The following is a 17955-nucleotide window of genomic DNA, read 5'->3' on the forward strand; positions in this document are numbered from 1 at the left end:
TTACTTTCTTGAATTTCGCCATAGTGATTATTTGTTGCTGGCGCAGGTAAATACCTACGCCAGATTCCATTATCTACTGCCTGAATACTTAGCGGGTTCGCTGTTCTTGGGTGTGCTTTTCTGGATGAATTTCCGAAGCCGCTCGTTGCTCGTAGCCAGGTCTTCTTTGCGGAGGTACATCATGTGGCCACTCCGGTAGCCTTCCCACTCCATCCGGTCTTTTAACTTGCCGCCAGCATCCAGTTGCCACAGGTTGTATTTGGCATTGAAATAGTCGCAGGCACCATCGTAATAGCCCGATTGCACCAGCAAGTGCAAATAGGGGTTCTGGGCCATAGCCTGTCGAAGATTTTCACCGGTATGGTTGTTCGTATTGTCCCAGGGGAATGTAGGGCCGAACATGTAGTATTTCAGATCGGTTTTGTAATTGAGTTCTTCACGCATGAACAGGTTGATGGCGGGCGTAAACGAGTGCAACCAAGACGTCAGTTCCGCGTTGTATTCAGGGCCAATACCGGCATCTTTACTGTCGATACCCAAGTAGCGTGAATCCAGGCGACCAACTGTCTGGCCTTTACTCCGAAGCAGTTCTTTCCAGAAAAAGTTAGTAGGTATATCCAGATTCTGTTGTAGCACCGCCGTTTCCGACAAGCCCGAATACCGCGCTACTTTGGCTGCTATCTCCTTCCGTTTTTGGTCACTTAGTGAACCCCCTAACGCGAGGGCTGGCAGGTATTCCTGAATGGCAAAGGCTTCGACCTCGGGCAGAAAATCCGTCAAATCCTTCTTTTGTAAATCAGCCGATAGCGCCTTATGATACCAGGCTGTAGCGGCAAAATAAGGCAATTTCAATACGCCCTGGGCCGGACCATCCCGCTCGATGCCCAAGCCCGTTGGCGACACTAAAATGACCCCGTTCAGGTACATCCAGTGAGCGTTCTGTAACTCCAGCGCTAGCCCCGACACTCGAGCCGTGCCGTAGCTTTCACCAATCAGGTATTTGGGTGACGACCACCGGTTGTACCGACTCACAAATGTATTGATCCAGTCGGCCAGATACTTGATATCGGCATTGACGCCAAAGAACAATTTCGCCGATGGAACATCTTTATTGACAGGGCGCGAAAATCCGGTGTTGACCGGATCAACATACACAATATCGGCCACGTCCAATATTGAGTGAGGGTTGTCTTTGATGCCATAGGGCTGAACGGGGTAGCCTTCATCATCAACTTTCAGAATACGCGGGCCCGTATAGCCAATCATCATCCAGACCGATGCGGTACCGGGGCCGCCGTTGAACGAAATGACGAGTGGACGGGTAGCTCGGTCAGCCACATCGGAGCGCTCGAAGTAGGTAAAAAAGACGCCCGCAACCGGTTTGCCTTCTTCATCCCAAACCGGAATGGTACCGGCCGTTGCTTTATAGGGAACCCGCTGCCCTTTAATTGTGACCTGTCCGTTGGTAACAACCTGCGAGTCAATGTTTAAGGTACGGGATAAAGAAGACGGCTTTTCGTCTTTGGGAGGTTGCTTTTCGGCAGTAACTGGTTTCTGTGCGAATGAGCTGGTAATAAAGAGGTAACAGGTAAGCCAAACTAAGGAAACTTGTTTCATGGATATGACGTGATTGACGAGTGTACGGGTAAAAGACAAACAGACAAAATGCCCTTTTTGATCGAAGATAAGGAGAATAGAAGAAAAGTTTTTCAAGCGAGTAGACCTGAACAAAGTAAAAGTTGTACTTAACCGAATTGATGCACTATTGGCCTGTAACTTTCCGTATTTTAGCCCATTAGCCTACTCAAACTACTTCATGAAACAAATCTTCCTGCTTCTGCTGATGGCCAGTTATGGTGTTTCGGCTCAGTCGCTGTCGAAACCCGAAACGGCTGTTATTGCCACCGTAAAAAAGCAACTACCCGAAACCGAAGCCTTTCTGGAAAAAGTCGTCAATATCAACAGCGGCACCCTCAATAAAGAAGGTGTTCGGCAGGTTGGGAAATTAATGTCCGATGAATTCGACAAACTGGGCTTCAAAACCGAATGGGTCACGTTGCCTGACTCGCTCAACCGGGCAGGGCATCTGGTTGCCACCCGGCAGGGAAAGAAAGGAAAAAAGCTCTTCCTGATTGGCCACCTGGACACGGTGTTTGAAAAGAGCTTACCCATGGAACCCTTCACCCGAATCAACGACTCCACCGCATCCGGGCAAGGTGTTGCCGATATGAAAGGGGGCGACGTGGTGGTCATTGCCGCTCTCAAAGCCTTACACGCCCAAAAACTGCTCGACAATACGTCCATCACCATTTACTTTACAGGTGACGAAGAGAGTTCGGGCGGCTCAGAAAGTCGGCGAGATTTCATTGAACGGGCGAGAAAATGTGATATAGCCCTGGCTTTTGAAACGGCACAAGGACTGAGTAGTGTTACCACAGGTCGGCGGGGTTCGAGCGGCTGGACGCTGAATGTAAAAGCCCGCACAGGCCACTCATCCCGAATTTTTAGTGACCTGGGCTATGGAGCTATTTATGAAGCGGTTCGGATTCTGAATGAGTTCCGGCGGACGCTGGGACAGGAGCAATACTTAACGTTCAACCCTGGCCTGATTGTGGGTGGTTCGGAGGTACATTACGATGAAAAAACAGCCAAAGCCGAAACGATTGGCAAAACGAATATTGTGGCGGGCACGGCATTGGTTAAAGGTGATCTGCGTTTCCTAACCGAAACCCAGAAAGAAAACGCCCGGGCCAAAATGCGCGAAATCGTTGATAAAAGCCTGCCACTTACCAAAGCCACCATTTCGTTTACCGATGGCATTCCGGGTATGGAGCCTTCCGCTGCCAATGATGACTTACGAAAGCAAGTAGACAAACTCAGTAAGGATATGGGTCTTGGCCCCGTAAGCGCCTTTGATCCGGGTGCACGGGGCGCTGGCGATGTATCGTTTGTGGCCCAATATATGCCGTGTCTGGATGGTTTAGGTGCATCGGGAAAGGGAACACACAGCATCGAAGAAACGATGAATACCAAAGAGTTTCCGCTATTGATTCAGCGAGCAGCTTTGTTCATTTATCGGCTGACGAGGTAGGAGTTTGCCCGCGGCAGATACAACGATTGTCGTGGGCAGTTCGCTGGGGGGTACCTAACGCAGTACGTGCTGGCTACCTATCCACAACGGGTTAACAAGGCCGTTCTGGGTAATACGTTTCCGAAGAACGATATCTACGAAGAAACGAATAAAACGAAGGTTGCCGTTGCGTTCTGGTTATCGGAATGGCTCGTGATGACGAGCTTACGACGAAACTTGATTGACGTTGCTATTCCCACATCTGAAAACAACCCAGTAGCCAAAGCGCAACTGCTCGAAAATACCTACGGACGTATGTCGAAGTTCCAGTTTTTAGCTCGTTATCACTGCGTGATTGATAAATTTCAGCCCATCGACGGGAAGCAAACGTCGATTTCCTTACTGATCCTGGAGTCAGACAATGACCCACTGGTTTCGGTTGATTTACGCACGAATTTGAAACAGTATTATACGTCGGCACAGGTGCCTACTTTTCATAACAAAGGGCATTTCCCCTGCCTGAATGTTAAGGATGACTACAACACCGTGTTGAGGGAATTTTGGTCAAACTAGTTTTAACCACAGAGCAGTTAAAACTAGTTTGTTATAGTCTCATTATCAATTAATTTAACTTACATTTCTCATGAAGTATCTTCTCCTTTTTCTGCTTGTTTTCAGTGTCAGCCTTTCGGTATCAGGGCAGCACAAACAGATTGTGAAGCCCCGAAAAGCACCCGCTATGCCGTACCCGTTCAGTATGGGGGTTATCAGCAACGGCCTTTTATTTGTATCGGGTCAGGTGGGCACCGACCCGCAAACCAGCAAAGTAGTTTCGGGTGGCGTTGAGGCCGAAACGGCGCAAACCATCCAGAATATAAAAAGCATTCTGGAAGATGCTGGCGCTTCGCTCGATGACGTAGTGAGCGTAACGGTCTATTTGAGCAATATGGACGACTTCGCCAAGATGAACACCGTGTATAAGCAATTCTTCAAGGAAGGGGCCTATCCCGCCCGAACAACTATAGGCGTGGCCAAACTGGTATTCGGAGCCAGTGTTGAAATGACCATGACTGCTGCCATGCCTCAAGGGAAGAAATAAGGAATTAAGTGAGGTTGAGAGGATTTGTAATCTATACATAAAACTCAAGAGTAGTTTTTTGTCATCTCGACGTAAGGAGAGATCTCAACTTCACTTACTTGAGATCTCTCCTTACGTCGAGATGACAAAAAACTAAACGATTTCCTCAATGAACTTCTCCACCAAACTACTTACAACTGGTTTTATTTTCTGTACTGTGCTGGCGATCGCTCAGAAACCTAAAGCAAACAAAACAGCTACCCCAACTCCTGCCCCAGCATTCACCGTTCCGGTTCGCATAGAGCAGGAACTGCTGCGCTTGTCAAATCTGTCTGCTGGCAAAGTGGGCATTTGTGCGGTGCATCTGGAAAGTGGGAAAACCATCACGCAAAATGGGAAAGATCACTTTCCGATGGCCAGTTCGTATAAAGTGGCCATTGCTACTCAATTGCTGACTCGCGTTGATAGTGGTAGCTTAAGTCTTGCCCAACTGGTACCAATTGTCAAAACGGATTTTCATCCGGGTAGCGGGATGCTGTCGGATCGGTTCAACTGGCCTAATTCGCCAAATTCCGACCTGTCACTATCGGTTAGAAGCTTGCTCGAATTGATGCTGTTGATCAGCGACAACAGCGCAACGGATCTTTGCCTGCGTCTGGCCGGTGGCCCCGCTGCGGTGAACGCCTGCCTGAAGCGACTGGGAATCGAAGGTTTACGGGTAGATCGGCCAACGGCCTGGCTCATCGCCGACTGCGTAGGTATACCGATGGATATGAGTAAGGCCTGGTCGCCCACCCGTTATGACTCGTTAGCGAAATTTAGTACGCCCTCAACGCGGGAAGCCAGTTATGTTGCTTTCGAGAATGACCTTCGGGATACATCGACCCCCGAAGCCATGACGCTGCTCTTAACCAAACTCTATACGCAGCCAGTTCTTAAACCCAATAGCAAAGCCTTGCTACTTGACATCATGAAGCGTTGCGAAACGGGACTGGCCCGCTTGAAAGGAGCCCTGCCACCCGACACCGAAGTGCTGCACAAAACGGGAACTATTGGCCTCACAGCCAGCGATGTGGGCATTATCACGCTTCCCGGTGATGCGGGCCATGTTGCGATTTCGGTCTTTGTAAAATCATCCAAAAAAGAAGGTAGCGTGCGTGAACGAACCATCGCCGAAGTCACCCGAACGATTTACGACTACTTTCTTTTTCAATGAGTTGTCCTGATACGGACTGGTGGATTTCCAGCGAGTTTCTGTTACTAGTCTATCCAATTTTCGAGCTGAATTCCGCTCATATTGGCAAAATGTCGGGTGTTCCGTGTTACGAGCGTTAGGTCATGAACAATGGCGGTTGCACCAATAAGCAAGTCAAAATCATCTACCGTCTGTCCTGCCCGCCTGAGTGCTGTTTTTTGACGAGCATATTCATGTAAAACCCTACCAATCGAGAGAATGCGTCCACCAAAAATAGCCTGAAACTCGTCAAAATTTTCTCGGTTCCGCTGTCGTCGTTCCGGTGCACTGTTTTCGATGCCGAATAGCAATTCGGCAACATTGATTTCCGAGAGAAAACAGGATCGCGTGCCGACATCGGCAATCTTCTGTTTGACTCCGAATTCGTTTTTTAGCGCATGCACGCAGATATTGGTATCAAGTAAATACCGGTTCATAATTGTATGTCGCGCGTGCCGAAGTGCCGGGTGCTCTGAATCATCGCATTCAATTCATCACCCGTTTCATCACCTTGCCAACTGACCCGCTCCAATAACCGTAGCTCCTCAGCTTCGCTCAGGCTGGTTTCTTCCACGTGAGTCTCCTGGGATCGTAACCCCAAGCGGTCAGCCAAGAGCTTAAAAACGAGCAGATCGTTTTCGCTTTGGGTTTCAATCGTGATTGTGTGCGTCATTGGATTAGCCTAAATTACCACTCAGTAAACCGAATTTCTTTTTAACCTGTTCCCGGCTCAATGTAAAGTGATTGACTATCCTGCCGGTGGAGCACGGCAACATCAATTAGTTGCTGGAGTATTTAACTAATTCACCAATACAGTCGTTTTTTTATAGTTAATATCCCTTGACTGCCTGCTTGGTGGCCCTTGTCCTGTGCTACCTGCCGGGATTATTCATTACCGCCGAAATGAGAAACAGACAGTTTGGCTAAACGTAATCCTGTTTTTGCTCTGCGGATTTGTGGTATACGGACGGGGACTCTAAAAAGCAGTAGGGCAATTCTCAGAACTGCCCCACTGCTTTTATAAACTTCTCATTACAGTCTATTAATCACAACGATCCGCGCCGAATCATATAAAATGGATTCTTGACTTTTATACGCTTATGGTCAAGTAACAGCGAAGCTGCCGTAAAGCCCATCGCTTCAAAGTCGGTCGTGATCACCGTGATGTTCAGTAGCTCCTTTAGCGTCGTTTCATTGAACGAAATAATCCCGATCTCATGCCCTAGCTCATAGTTTGCCTGACGTACCTTTTTCACTACTTCCGACAGATCCGTTTCCTCGATAACAACATAAGCCGTTCCTGCCTGAAGACTCTCATTTGTTGCATTCTCTTTAATGCAGAAGTCCTTTCGGTAATTGACGCAGAACGACCGAAATCCATGGGCAATTTCGGTTGGGTAGTTGCCATCGCTGGGTAGGATGAGCACCATCCGGCTGTATTTCATCAACAGGTCCTGGGCATTTTCCAGGGCTTCGCAAATATCTTTGTCAAAGTTTTGATAAACGCTCAGCGCCGAACCGGCCAGGCCCGATACGTCTTTATCGAGCAGCACCAACTCGTTAGTCGGGATCGAGTCAAGTACCTTCATGTAATCGGCTTTGTCCAGATCCTGAGTAAAATGGGGCATCACAACGTAGTAATTGTATTTGCCCAGATTCTTCTCAATGATTTCCTGAAAATGGCAGGCACTGTAATGATGAATCTGAAGATCGACGGTTGCCTTATCGCCGAGGGCTTTCAGGAATGAGTAATAAATGATTTTCTTGTACGAACTGAGTTTGTTAAAAATCAGCAGAATCTTCAGCTTAGGGGCGGCATTGGCCTGTACATAATAGCCCTTCCCCTGCACCGATGTAATGTATCCGTGCTCCCGAAGCTCTCGATACGCCTTCTCAACGGTATCACGCGCCAGGTAATACTCAACACTTAATTCGCTGATGGAGGGGAGTTGCTCATTATTTTTCAGTACACCCCGCTCAATGTCGGTAATTACCGACTGAACAATCTGCTTATACTTAGGCGTCTTATCTTTCGGGTTAAACTGAAGTTTATAAAGCGGAACCGACGGGCTGCAATTCACGTCAGCGAATCCGTATGTCTGCCGACGTCCCTGAACCGAAGAAGAAAGTTTCGCTATCATAATTAGTAGTGATTTCTGTATTATTTTGTGATGACCTCATCATTATTGAGGGTATCCTAGTACTAATGACCTTTATAAGTTTCTAAAAAATACTAGACATAAAGAAGAAAATATCCGATTATTTTTATGCAAACGTTACCGGTAACGTTGCCGAGACATAGGTCAATCTAGTTTTGTCACAAAAAATGGAGCCAAAAACGAAAGTAAAGGCGGATTGACAGGTAAATCGGGTAAGCGTAGATGTTTTTATTTTTTGTATTTATCAAAGTAATAAGCGCTAATCAAACAGTCTGGATAGAGCTCATTATCGCCGTAAAACTAATCAATTTACGGGCTATGACGCTTGTATCAGGTATAGGATAAGTTTAAGTTGACTTACTAGCGGCACAGATTGTGTCTCTTTTTTAGAGAGAATTAACAGGACTGATTTAACTAAAAATCTTGTTAATCCTGCAATCCTGTTTAAAAAATAAGCTTGTTCTACACTCTTTTAGTCGTTTATTAATCAGGCAATAGGAGAGTACAGGAAAGATTAGGAATAAGAAAGAACCTACTTTTGTAAGACGATCTGGTACGAACTCAGCAAGGCACATAGTTAGCCTGAATCTATATGAAAGTTGGTTTATTTATTCCCTGTTACATTGACCAGTTTTACCCGCAGGTAGCTATTGCTACGCTGAAATTGTTGGAAAAAGTAGGGTGCGACGTAGAATACCCGCTCCAACAAACTTGCTGCGGCCAGCCGATGGCTAACTCAGGCTATGCACATCTCACAGGCGGTTGTAATGATAATTTCGTGAGCAACTTTGCCGGATACGACTACATTGTTTCGCCATCGGGAAGCTGTACGCTGCACATCAAACACCATCTGCATGCAACCAACGAAACGGCAGCAACGCAAATCCGATCACGGATTTACGAGCTTACCGAGTTCCTGACCGATGTGGTGAAGGTATCGACTCTGGAAGCTACATTTCCTTATCGTGTTGGTTTGCACCAGAGCTGCCACGGGCAACGGGGATTGCATCTGGCGCAGATGTCAGAGCTTGTGGCTCCGCCATTTTCCAAGCCGGTGCAATTACTCAATCTGGTGAAGGACCTGGAGTTGATCCAGCTTGACCGGCGTGACGAGTGCTGCGGATTCGGCGGTACGTTCTGCGTGACCGAAGAAGCGGTATCGGCCAAAATGGGGAAAGATCGTGTAGCCGATCATCTTCGGCATGGTGTTCATTACATTACCGGCGTAGATGTGTCCTGCCTGATGCATATGGAAGGCATCCTGAAACGGGCAAACTCCAACGTTCAGGTCAAACACATTGCTGAAATTCTAACCGCTACCTTGTAAACGAGCTTAACTCCATGAGTCAACTTACTCTAGATCACGCCAGTGCTTCCGTTGAGTTCAACAAAAACGAACCCCGGGTCGATTGGCACGATGAAACGCTTTGGTTTGTTCGTACCAAACGCGACCGTGCTGTAGCGCAGATACCCGAGTGGGAGCAGTTGCGTGAAGCAGCCTCGCAGATTAAAAATCACGTGCTGTCAAACATGCACGATTTACTGGTTCAGTTTGAAGAGAATGCCAAACAAAACGGTATTACGGTGCACTGGGCGGCTGATGGAGCCGAACACAATGCCATCATTCACGGCCTGATCCAGAAAGCAGGGGCCACCCGAATGGTCAAATCGAAGTCGATGCTGACCGAAGAGTGTCACCTCAACGACTACCTGACCCAGCACGGCATTGAGGTAATCGACAGCGATTTAGGCGAACGGATTGTGCAGATGCGCAAGGAGCCGCCTTCGCATATTGTGCTGCCCGCCATCCACCTCACGAAGGCCGATGTAGGCGAAACCTTTCATGAACATCTGGGCACAGAAAAAGGAGCTACCGACCCCCAATACCTTACCGAAGCCGCTCGCCAACACCTGCGCGAGACGTTCCTGACCCGAAAAGTAGCCCTGACTGGGGTTAACTTCGCTATTGCCGAAACGGGTGGATTTGTGGTCTGCACCAACGAAGGAAACGCGGATATGGGTGCGCACCTGGCCGATGTACACATTGCGGCCATGGGTTTTGAAAAAATCATACCGCGCGCGGAGCATCTGGGTGTCTACCTTCGTTTGCTGGCTCGCTCTGCAACGGGTCAGCCCATTACGACTTTTTCCAGCCATTTTCATCGCCCGCGTCCGGGTCAGGAAATGCACATTGTGATTGTTGACAATGGCCGTAGTCGCCAGTTGGGCAGACCCGATTTTCGGAACTCGCTCAAGTGTATCCGGTGCGCGGCCTGCATGAACACCTGCCCCGTTTACCGGCGGTCGGGTGGGCACAGCTACCACAGCGCCGTTGCGGGACCCATTGGTTCCATTCTGGCCCCCAACCTGGACATGAAACAGAACGCCGATCTACCTTTTGCTTCGACGCTTTGTGGATCGTGTTCTAATGTGTGTCCGGTGAAGATTGATATTCACGACCAATTGTACAAATGGCGGCAGGTGCTGATGCAGGAAGGTTACGGGCCAACGGCAAAAACGGTATCGATGAAGGCAATGGCTACCGTGCTGGAATCGCCCCGCTTGTACCGGATGGCAGGTAAAATTGGGCGGGGTGTCCTGCGTTTTGCCCCCGTTACGGTCGAAAATCGCTTTAATCCGTGGTACAATCAACGTGAAATGCCCGAACCGCCAGCCGAAAGTTTCCGCGACTGGTACGTTAATCATAAAAAGTCATGACCACCCGCGAACGCATCTTAAACAGCATTCAGGCAAATCAGCCCTCGCTCCTACCTTTACCCGAGCAGTTTACCTTTACGTCCTCGTTCCCGGATCTGACGAAGCAATTCAGTGATTCATTGGCTTTTGTTGGCGGTATGGCGGTGGTTGTACCCGATCACAAAACCATTGAAGCTCATTTGAAGGAGCATTACCCAGGTATGACCAGTGTAGCGTCAACCTGCCCTGAACTGGCGCATCTGGCCGATAGAGGTCTGGATGTTGCCGATCCACATGAGCTGGCCAGCCTGAACCTGACGATTATTGAAGGCCCGCTGGCCGTTGCCGAAAATGCTGCCATCTGGGTGGACGAACGGCAGTTGCCCCACCGAGTTGTACCAATGATTACCCAGTACTTAGCCATTATCATCCGGCAATCGACCATTGTACCAAACATGCACGATGCATATAAGAAGCTCAAAGTCAATGAGACGGGATTCGGTACGTTTATCAGTGGCCCTTCCAAAACCGCCGATATTGAGCAAAGCCTGGTAATTGGAGCCCACGGCGCCCGATCGCTGATTGTGTATGTTCTACCCTGATAGCTAGTATAGTACAACATTCACGTTAGCCTTGACTTCCTCCGACGCTATTTCTACCTACCAGCCCACGTTATTTTCGATTGCCTATCGAATGACCGGGGAAGTAATGGTTAGTGAAGATATTGTTCAGGATGTCTTCATAAAGTGGATGAGTCGGCCGTTGGAGGCTATTCAGGATGACAAAGCCTATCTGGCCAAGAGTGTCATAAACGCGTCGCTTAATCACCTGGCGCAGGTAAAACGGCATCGGGAAGCGTATAAAGGTGTTTGGCTACCAGAACCCGTTTTGGCCGACAGTCATGTTAGTGACGCCAAACTGGACATTTCGTACGGATTCATGCTCCTGCTGGAAAAACTGTCGCCCCTGGAGCGAGCCGTTTTCGTGCTCAAGGAAAGCTTCGATTTTGGGTATCCCGAATTAGCCCAGTTGTTCGATACAACGGACGTTAATTGTCGGCAACTTTACCGACGGGCGAACGAAAAAATCGCGGGAGCTAACCGCCGTTTTGTTATCGATCCAACTCAGCAACAGGCACTTCTGGATGCCTTTTCCAAAGCCAGCGAAACGGGTAATATCGACCTATTGATCCAATTACTCAAAGCAGATGTAGCCGTTTACTCGGATGGAGGTGGCAAGATTTCGGCCGCCCTCAAACCACTGGTCGGTTCAGCTATCGTTGAACAGTTTCTGCGATCACTCACCACTAAGCAACGGGATAAATTGCTTGTCCGGCCAACCCTGGTCAATGGTGAGCTGGGTTTAGTATTCAGCCAAAAGGATACCCAACTGCTTGATACGGTTATGGTTATCGAATCTGACCCGACCGGTATCAGTCGGCTTTATTTCATTCGTAACCCGGATAAATTAGCCCATCTCCATTAATTTTCAGGGCGCCTGTCACAAACTACGGCCCTGGTTTGTCTTGTGTGAGATTTCATCAAAAATGTTATTCTTATGCAAGTCAAGCAAGTCCGCTGGGTACCAATCACCCTTCTTTATTTAGCCATAACCAATGCGTTTCCGGGTGTGTGGGCCCTGTTCATGCCCCGTAGTTTTTATTCGTCCTTCCCTGGCTTTGGCCGGGTTTGGGTGGCCGTTGATGGTCCTTATAACGAACACCTGATCCGGGATGTAGGTGGCTTCTTTCTATCTCTTTCGGTGCTTACTTTTCTGGCCTTACTGGCTCCTCGTCTGGTAGCTGTTCGGGCCACAGCTATCTGCCTGCTGACGTTTACTACGCCCCATCTGCTGTATCATCTGATGCACTTACACATGCTTCCGCTTATTGATCAGGTCGGGAACGTAGTGGCACTATCCGCCGGAGTATTACTTCCCATTCTGCTGTTGCTCCACAAACCTGTCCAATCTGCCCTACCCTACTCAGAATCTTCTCATGAATAAGAGCTTAGTCATCGGCGGATCGGGTGTATTGGGCTCGGCAGTTGTACATGAACTACAGAAAAGCCAGATCAACTTCCAGATCGGAAGCCGTAACCCCATCAAAACAGATTCGTATAGTACCGTCAATCAGGCATCTGTGCCCTGGACGCACACCAACCTGGCCACGGGAGACGGCCTCTCAGAAGCACTTGCCGGAGTCGATACGGTTTTTCATTTGGCTACAGGGCAGGGAAAAATTGGGCGTGAGTCAGACGAAGTTGTGTTTACCCGTAACCTGCTGAATGCAGTGAAGCAGTCAAACGTGAAGCACTTGATTTACAGTTCCATTGTGGGTGTCGACAAAATTCCCTACAGCTATTACCAGGCTAAACTCAACGCCGAAAAATTGATTCAGGCGAGCCAGGTGCCTTACACAATTTTACGCGCGACTCAATTCCACGATTTCGTCGACTTTGTACTGGGGAAACTACTGAACTTACCTATTGGGTTTGTCCCAAAAAAGCTATTGATTCAGCCCATTGATGTTGTAGTCGTGGCGCAGGAATTGTGTCGACTGGCTCAGGCTGGTAGCCAGCAGACTACTTTACAGTTAGGAGGACCGAAGGTGTATGATGCAGGAACACTAGCGAAACGCTGGATGCAACACCGGAAGGTTTCAAAACCAATCATCCCGATTCCTGCCATTGGGGCAATTATGAAGCCTATTGCAGCGGGTCGTGCGACCTGCCCGGAAGCGGCCATCGGCACAAAAACCTGGAAAGCGTATCTGACGGAACGGTATGGCGAGTTTTAGAAGACTATCTGAAAACGGAGGCTGAAAACGAAAAAGCAATCAGAGGGATGATTAACTAGATAAGCTGGCTGTTTTTCACCCACTTGTGCGCTAACTTTACAGAGCTGCTTCATCTTTCATGACTCCTTCCTCAAACTATATGACTTCGTTATCGATACCGAAACTCCGCACGATTCCGGTTTTACTTCTCGCGATTCTCTTCTGTCTGGATCTGGGATGGGCGCAACCGATCAACCAGATTTCTGCGGACAGTGTGGATGCAATTGTCCGTACCCACATGACCAATAAACACATTCAGGGTGTTTCGATCGCCATTGTCCGTCAGGGAAAGGTGATACTGGCCAAAGGGTATGGGCTGGCCAACGTCGAACTGAATGTTCCTGCGACTCCACAAAGCGTGTATGCGATTGCTTCTGTCAGCAAACAATTTCTTGCAACCGGTATTCTGATGCTGGCGCAGGAAGGTAAGCTGAAACTCGACGATGATATTCACAAATACTACCCGCAGGCTCCTCAAACCTGGCAGGGCATTACGTTACGACATTTATTGTCGCACACATCAGGAATCGTCCGGGAAGCACCCGCGTTTGACCCGGCCAAAATTCAGCCCGACTCGGTTGTGGTTCAGTCGGCGTTTCCGTTGCCTTTAGAGTTTCCGATTGGCACAAAGTGGCAATATTGTAACGTAGGTTATTTTGCGTTGGCCGATGTTATCAGTAAAGTATCAGGACAACCCTGGGCTACCTTTCTGAAACAACGGGTTTTCAGTCCATTAGGCATGACCGCCACCCGGACCACGACCCTCAGTGAAATTGTACCGAACCGGGTCGATGGCTATGAATGGGACAAAGATCATCTTCATCGGGCCATCCCTTACCGGGCATTGCGTCCCAGCGGAGCCTTTCTGTCGACGGTTCTGGATTTAGCGAAATGGGATGCTGCGTTGTACACCTCCAACTATCTGACCGAAGCCAGTCAGAAGCAGATGCTGACACCCTTTGTGCTTAAAGACGGCACGCCCTACCCCTATGGACTAGGCTGGCGGGTTGATACGTTTCAGGGCACGCAATGGGTTCACCACGGCGGCTCGTTACCCGGATTTCGGACGGAGTACGCCCGTTTCCCACAGAAGGGCCTATCCATTATTATCCTGACAAATGGCGAAGAAGCCAGTCCCGAAACCATAGCGAAGGAAATTGCTACCCTTTTTTTGCGATCGGGAGCAGGTAAAGTGGCTAGTGGGAAGTAAAAATTAACCGCAATGGCGCAAGGGGTGTGATGTCAGATTCTTAAATCAGACGTTTTAGGTTTCTCAAAACCTATTTTCTCTCAATAGGTTTTGAGAAACCTAAAACGTCGGTTATTAGTAACCGACACCACATTAACCACAGCAAAAGGTCGCAAAGAATAGAACCTTTGCGACCTTTGCGTTAACCCTTGCGCCTTTGCGTTAAAACCCTTAAATCCTATTTCAACAACTCAGCCAGTGGCCAGACGTTCCCGTTTTTAATTGTATAGCGAACATTCATAGAATCCCGAATTTTGGTCAGCGGGTCGCCATCAACGGCAATTAAATCAGCTATTTTACCCGCTTCAATACTGCCCAGATCATTACCCACACCAGCCGCTTCGGCGGACCATAGTGTAGCGCCCCGTAATGTCTCGAAAGGCGTTACGCCCCCTTCTACCCAGTTCTGCAATTCTACCTGTAAGCTTAGTCCGTAAGGAATCAGCGGTGAGTCGGTTCCCGGTGTCATGCGTCCGCCCGCGTCGATGAATTTCTTCACATTGCTGGCCAGCGTTTTAAAATTCTCGACCGCCCCCGGCATGATCCGACGCATGGTTTGCTGCTGCGCCATCAGGTTGTTCCGGTACACCTCATTGTAAAAATGAACGTACGGCGGGTAGCTCAATAAGCTAGTATCCTTTCGGGTCTGGAACGAAAAACCGCCCTGTAAGCTCGTGGTAGGCGTCATATTCATACCCGACTTCGCGATCAGGTTCAGCACATCGGCATAGATATGGTTCGTTGAGGTCAGCTTCATCGAGAAACCCCGGCGGCTGGTGGCCGACGAATGTTCAACGCCATCGATATTGTACTTCACGGCCGGATACAGTTCGTGCGAGGTGACGGGAATCCCAATCTGATGCGCCAGATCGGCAGCAAGTTGCTGCAAGCGGTCGGGTAAGCGGACGTAGCATTTCAGCAGATCGTAGTCCAGTCGTTTGGCCCGGTCGAGTTCCATGCGCAGTTGGGCTTCACTTCGGATACTGGTAGCCAGCCCATAATACAGTCGATAGCCTTCGTTCAGGGTTCCAGTGAAAAACGAGCGTGGGCCCGGCCGGATACCCGCATCCCAGGACTCCCTTCGTTCAAGCGCATCGTAGGGATCGGCACCCGTTTCGCGAATACTGGTAATGCCGTGGCTCAGCCAGATACGCCCCTGTTTTTCGCCGGACAAAATGGTCTGGTGGGTGTGCATCTCCCAAAGGCCAGGCATAACGGTGAGTTTAGAGGCATCCACGAGTTTGCCCTTGCGTCCGGCTTTATGTGGCTCAATAGCCTGAATTCGGCTGCCTGCCAGAATAATGTCGACGTTCTCGCGGTACTTATTTGTTTTACCGTCGAAGAGTTTACCCGCGTGAATAATCGTGGGTTCTACAGGCAATTTCGGCTGGTAGGTCAACGTCAACGGAATAATCGAAACCTTACCCGTTGTTATGTCCATCTGCTTGAGCGAATCAATGGCCATATAGACCAGCGTCTTCGAATCGGCGGTCCAGGTCATGTTGTCGGCCAGTGCCTTCGTACGTTGAACGGCTGGCCCCGTCTGCTTCCCTTCCGGTGTAACGGGCAACGTCCAGAGTACGCCATCGAGCACGTACGCCATCCACTTGCCATCCGGCGACCAGCTTGGGCCACTCCGTCCCCGGAAACTGATGGTCTGATTCGCCGAATCGGGTTTCATTTCCGACGCACTCCCTCCACCCTGACTGGGGATGATCAGAAACTGGTTCAGCCCTTCCCGAAACCGGCTGGAATAGATATCCAGCGCCGAGACCGCAATCTGCTTGCCATCCGGCGACCAGCTCGGTACACCGGGTCCAAAGAGTGGATCATATACTTTTTGAGGTATGGCAAAGGGTTGATCTTCTGATGTTGGGAAAGTGATGGTGTGCAACACGCTACGGCCAAAAGCGGCCCGGTCGAGCATGAAGAATGCAATCCGTTTGCCATCGGGCGCAAAAATCGGGGTATTGATTTCCTCCGTTCCATTCGTCAACTGGCGGTCCTGGCCCGTTTTCAAATCTCTGGCCCATAAATTAATCCCCCCTGATCGATCCGAGGTAAAGATCAGGAATCGACCATCAGGTGAAAAACAAGGATCGGCCTCAATAAACGCATCGTTAGTTAACTTCTGTGGAACGGCTACACCAATATCCAGCCAGTATAGGTCACCAAGGGCCGAGAAAACAACGGCTTTCCCATCTGGCGAAACAACCGGTGCCCGGATACCTTTAACGGGTCGGGGCTTAGGATTATCGAGCAGGTATTTTTTGCGCGTATAGGGCTTACGGTTCAGGGCAAAAGTAGCCTGCCAGGCCAGTTTTTCGGTCTTAGCGAAATCGGCAGCCATATGCTTTATCGCGCCATCGGCGGTATACCAGATAGAACCATCGGCAGCTATGGATGGCCGAAACGGGAATACATCTTCGCGGGTTGCCGATAGTACTTTAAGGTCAGCACTGGATTTGATCTCTTTCACCACCAGCGACGTTGCGCCATCGGCTACTGCCTGTAAAATCAGCGAGCTACCATCTTTTGTCCAGGCCGGTGCCCCAAGCGTGGCGGTCGTTTTCCAGATCAATGTCTCTTTGCCCCCTTCCCAAACGTACAAGCCAGAAGCATCTGACCGGGTAGCAATATACGCAATGCGATTTCCATCGGGCGAGTAGGTTGGGGAATACTCGTTCCCTCCATTTTCTGTCAATTGGTTCAGTTCGTTCGTTTTCAGCGTAAGCACCCACAGGTTGTAACTCCCGCCCTTGTCCGATGAGAAAATCAGTTTACTTCCATCAGGAGAATAACCTGGCTCCCGATAGTCAAACTCGCCAGTGGTGTGTTTTTGTAAGTCGGAGCCATCGGGTTTTATACTATAAATGTGGAAGGTGCCGTCGCGGAAGGAGGAGTAGGTAATCCGTTTCCCGTCCGGCGACCAGGCCGGTTGGTGCGCATCGTCACGAAAGTCCGTTAAGGCTTTCGCAACGCCACCTTTAGCCGACAATAGCCAGATGGTTCCCTGCATGTCCATCACAATCGACTGACCATCGGGTGAGAGCGCGGCTGCCATATTGGTCCCTTCCGAAACCGTGATGCGTAAGGAATCAGATTGGGCCTTCGACCGGACAACGCAAATTCCTAACAGGAGTAAAAGCCAGATAGACCGACTTAGTACAGAATGGATCGTCATAGACTAGGTTAGTTAGTGGTAAAAAAGAGAGAAAAAGGGGCAACTGATTTCAAAAAAATAACGGGTAGTCATTGATCTGGAATCACCTGATCACACAGAATAAGCCTATTCTATATTCGTAAAATCAATAGAAATCCTGCACGATCAAAATCGTGTAATTTTTCCATTAAAATTCATTAAAATACCTATCAATCAGTTGATTAACAGGCGAATACAAATCAACAATAGGCAATATACCGAATGGGTTTTTAAATCCAAACAGGGCTTTGTAAACCTTGGAATTTTATAGGAAGGGGAATATCAATTCAGCTATATTTCTTTTCATGTGCCACATTCTATTTACTCCACTCGTATACACTAGTAAGTAAATACGCTCTGGTAACCCATAAAATGAATAGACGAATTATTTCCGCAATAGGCATAGTACTATCATTTACTTTAATCTCCC

At 49.0% G+C, this 17955-nt stretch carries 16 protein-coding genes; 11 read left to right on the plus strand and 5 right to left on the minus strand.

The features are described from left to right. Positions 1-69 precede the first annotated feature (69 nt). Positions 70-1617 carry a S10 family peptidase gene (locus tag EXU85_RS23935; RefSeq protein ID WP_142774503.1) on the minus strand — a complete coding sequence of 516 codons (1548 nt, stop codon included), beginning with the start codon at positions 1615-1617 and terminating at the stop codon, positions 70-72. 199 nt (positions 1618-1816) lie between these two features. On the opposite strand from EXU85_RS23935, the gene EXU85_RS23940 reads away from it, so the two are divergent. From EXU85_RS23940 to bla, 4 genes are all read left to right on the plus strand, one after another. After that, complete coding sequence (locus EXU85_RS23940; RefSeq protein ID WP_142774504.1) at positions 1817-3091, plus strand: M20/M25/M40 family metallo-hydrolase; 1275 nt, start codon at positions 1817-1819, stop codon at positions 3089-3091. Positions 3092-3157: 66 nt separating this feature from the next. Continuing rightward, positions 3158-3643, plus strand: a complete 486-nt coding sequence (locus tag EXU85_RS23945; RefSeq protein WP_246859221.1) for a hypothetical protein — start codon at positions 3158-3160, stop codon at positions 3641-3643. 70 nt (positions 3644-3713) lie between these two features. Continuing rightward, positions 3714-4169, plus strand: coding sequence for a RidA family protein (locus tag EXU85_RS23950; RefSeq protein ID WP_142774505.1), 456 nt, complete (start codon positions 3714-3716; stop codon positions 4167-4169). Positions 4170-4317: 148 nt separating this feature from the next. Further along, on the plus strand, positions 4318-5364 hold the full coding sequence (gene bla / locus EXU85_RS23955; RefSeq protein WP_142774506.1) for a class A beta-lactamase: 1047 nt from the start codon (positions 4318-4320) through the stop codon (positions 5362-5364). Positions 5365-5408: 44 nt separating this feature from the next. Here bla and EXU85_RS23960 read toward each other — a convergent pair whose 3' ends face one another. The 3 genes from EXU85_RS23960 to EXU85_RS23970 all read right to left on the minus strand — a co-directional run bounded on the left by EXU85_RS23960 (position 5409) and on the right by EXU85_RS23970 (position 7523). Further along, entirely contained in the window at positions 5409-5819 is a 411-nt protein-coding gene (locus EXU85_RS23960; protein WP_142774507.1) for a type II toxin-antitoxin system VapC family toxin, read from the minus strand. Further along, positions 5816-6055 (minus strand): hypothetical protein, encoded by a 240-nt coding sequence (locus tag EXU85_RS23965; protein ID WP_142774508.1) that lies wholly within the window; start codon positions 6053-6055, stop codon positions 5816-5818. The genes EXU85_RS23960 and EXU85_RS23965 overlap by 4 nt, the downstream gene beginning before the upstream one ends. 373 nt (positions 6056-6428) lie before the next feature. Further along, positions 6429-7523 (minus strand): GntR family transcriptional regulator, encoded by a 1095-nt coding sequence (locus tag EXU85_RS23970; protein ID WP_142774509.1) that lies wholly within the window; start codon positions 7521-7523, stop codon positions 6429-6431. A 610-nt stretch (positions 7524-8133) separates the two neighbouring features. Here EXU85_RS23970 and EXU85_RS23975 point away from each other — a divergent pair. The 7 genes from EXU85_RS23975 (at position 8134) to EXU85_RS24005 (ending at position 14284) form a co-directional block, all read left to right on the plus strand. Further along, a complete protein-coding gene (locus EXU85_RS23975) occupies positions 8134-8868 on the plus strand; it encodes a (Fe-S)-binding protein (RefSeq protein ID WP_142774510.1) in 735 nt (244 codons plus the stop codon). Positions 8869-8882: 14 nt separating this feature from the next. Further along, positions 8883-10259: a lactate utilization protein B gene (locus EXU85_RS23980; protein WP_142774511.1), complete on the plus strand. Its 1377-nt coding sequence runs from the start codon at positions 8883-8885 to the stop codon at positions 10257-10259. After that, positions 10256-10840: an LUD domain-containing protein gene (locus tag EXU85_RS23985; RefSeq protein WP_142774512.1), complete on the plus strand. Its 585-nt coding sequence runs from the start codon at positions 10256-10258 to the stop codon at positions 10838-10840. Before EXU85_RS23980 ends, EXU85_RS23985 begins: the two co-directional genes overlap by 4 nt. A 31-nt stretch (positions 10841-10871) precedes the next feature. Next, entirely contained in the window at positions 10872-11723 is an 852-nt protein-coding gene (locus EXU85_RS23990; protein ID WP_246859222.1) for a sigma factor-like helix-turn-helix DNA-binding protein, read from the plus strand. Positions 11724-11795: 72 nt separating this feature from the next. Continuing rightward, positions 11796-12242, plus strand: coding sequence for a hypothetical protein (locus EXU85_RS23995; RefSeq protein ID WP_142774513.1), 447 nt, complete (start codon positions 11796-11798; stop codon positions 12240-12242). Further along, positions 12235-13035 (plus strand): SDR family oxidoreductase, encoded by an 801-nt coding sequence (locus tag EXU85_RS24000; RefSeq protein WP_142774514.1) that lies wholly within the window; start codon positions 12235-12237, stop codon positions 13033-13035. Before EXU85_RS23995 ends, EXU85_RS24000 begins: the two co-directional genes overlap by 8 nt. Before the next feature lie 139 nt (positions 13036-13174). Continuing rightward, positions 13175-14284, plus strand: coding sequence for a serine hydrolase (locus EXU85_RS24005; protein ID WP_168207858.1), 1110 nt, complete (start codon positions 13175-13177; stop codon positions 14282-14284). A 217-nt stretch (positions 14285-14501) separates the two neighbouring features. Here the strand turns inward: EXU85_RS24005 and EXU85_RS24010 are convergent, their stop codons facing one another. Then, entirely contained in the window at positions 14502-17507 is a 3006-nt protein-coding gene (locus EXU85_RS24010; RefSeq protein ID WP_142774516.1) for a DPP IV N-terminal domain-containing protein, read from the minus strand. Positions 17508-17955 lie beyond the last annotated feature (448 nt).

It is taken from the genome of Spirosoma sp. KCTC 42546, assembly GCF_006965485.1.
Classification (GTDB): domain Bacteria; phylum Bacteroidota; class Bacteroidia; order Cytophagales; family Spirosomataceae; genus Spirosoma.

Bases quoted from the DNA above. Each gene is read 5' to 3' on its own strand.
- EXU85_RS23935 (WP_142774503.1), bottom strand. From the start codon at position 1,617: ATGAAACAAGTTTCCTTAGTTTGGCTTACCTGTTACCTCTTTATTACC.
- EXU85_RS23940 (WP_142774504.1), top strand. From the start codon at position 1,817: ATGAAACAAATCTTCCTGCTTCTGCTGATGGCCAGTTATGGTGTTTCG.
- EXU85_RS23950 (WP_142774505.1), top strand. From the start codon at position 3,714: ATGAAGTATCTTCTCCTTTTTCTGCTTGTTTTCAGTGTCAGCCTTTCG.
- bla (WP_142774506.1), top strand. From the start codon at position 4,318: ATGAACTTCTCCACCAAACTACTTACAACTGGTTTTATTTTCTGTACT.
- EXU85_RS23960 (WP_142774507.1), bottom strand. From the start codon at position 5,819: ATGAACCGGTATTTACTTGATACCAATATCTGCGTGCATGCGCTAAAA.
- EXU85_RS23965 (WP_142774508.1), bottom strand. From the start codon at position 6,055: ATGACGCACACAATCACGATTGAAACCCAAAGCGAAAACGATCTGCTC.
- EXU85_RS23970 (WP_142774509.1), bottom strand. From the start codon at position 7,523: ATGATAGCGAAACTTTCTTCTTCGGTTCAGGGACGTCGGCAGACATAC.
- EXU85_RS23975 (WP_142774510.1), top strand. From the start codon at position 8,134: ATGAAAGTTGGTTTATTTATTCCCTGTTACATTGACCAGTTTTACCCG.
- EXU85_RS23980 (WP_142774511.1), top strand. From the start codon at position 8,883: ATGAGTCAACTTACTCTAGATCACGCCAGTGCTTCCGTTGAGTTCAAC.
- EXU85_RS23985 (WP_142774512.1), top strand. From the start codon at position 10,256: ATGACCACCCGCGAACGCATCTTAAACAGCATTCAGGCAAATCAGCCC.
- EXU85_RS23995 (WP_142774513.1), top strand. From the start codon at position 11,796: ATGCAAGTCAAGCAAGTCCGCTGGGTACCAATCACCCTTCTTTATTTA.
- EXU85_RS24000 (WP_142774514.1), top strand. From the start codon at position 12,235: ATGAATAAGAGCTTAGTCATCGGCGGATCGGGTGTATTGGGCTCGGCA.
- EXU85_RS24005 (WP_168207858.1), top strand. From the start codon at position 13,175: ATGACTTCGTTATCGATACCGAAACTCCGCACGATTCCGGTTTTACTT.
- EXU85_RS24010 (WP_142774516.1), bottom strand. From the start codon at position 17,507: ATGACGATCCATTCTGTACTAAGTCGGTCTATCTGGCTTTTACTCCTG.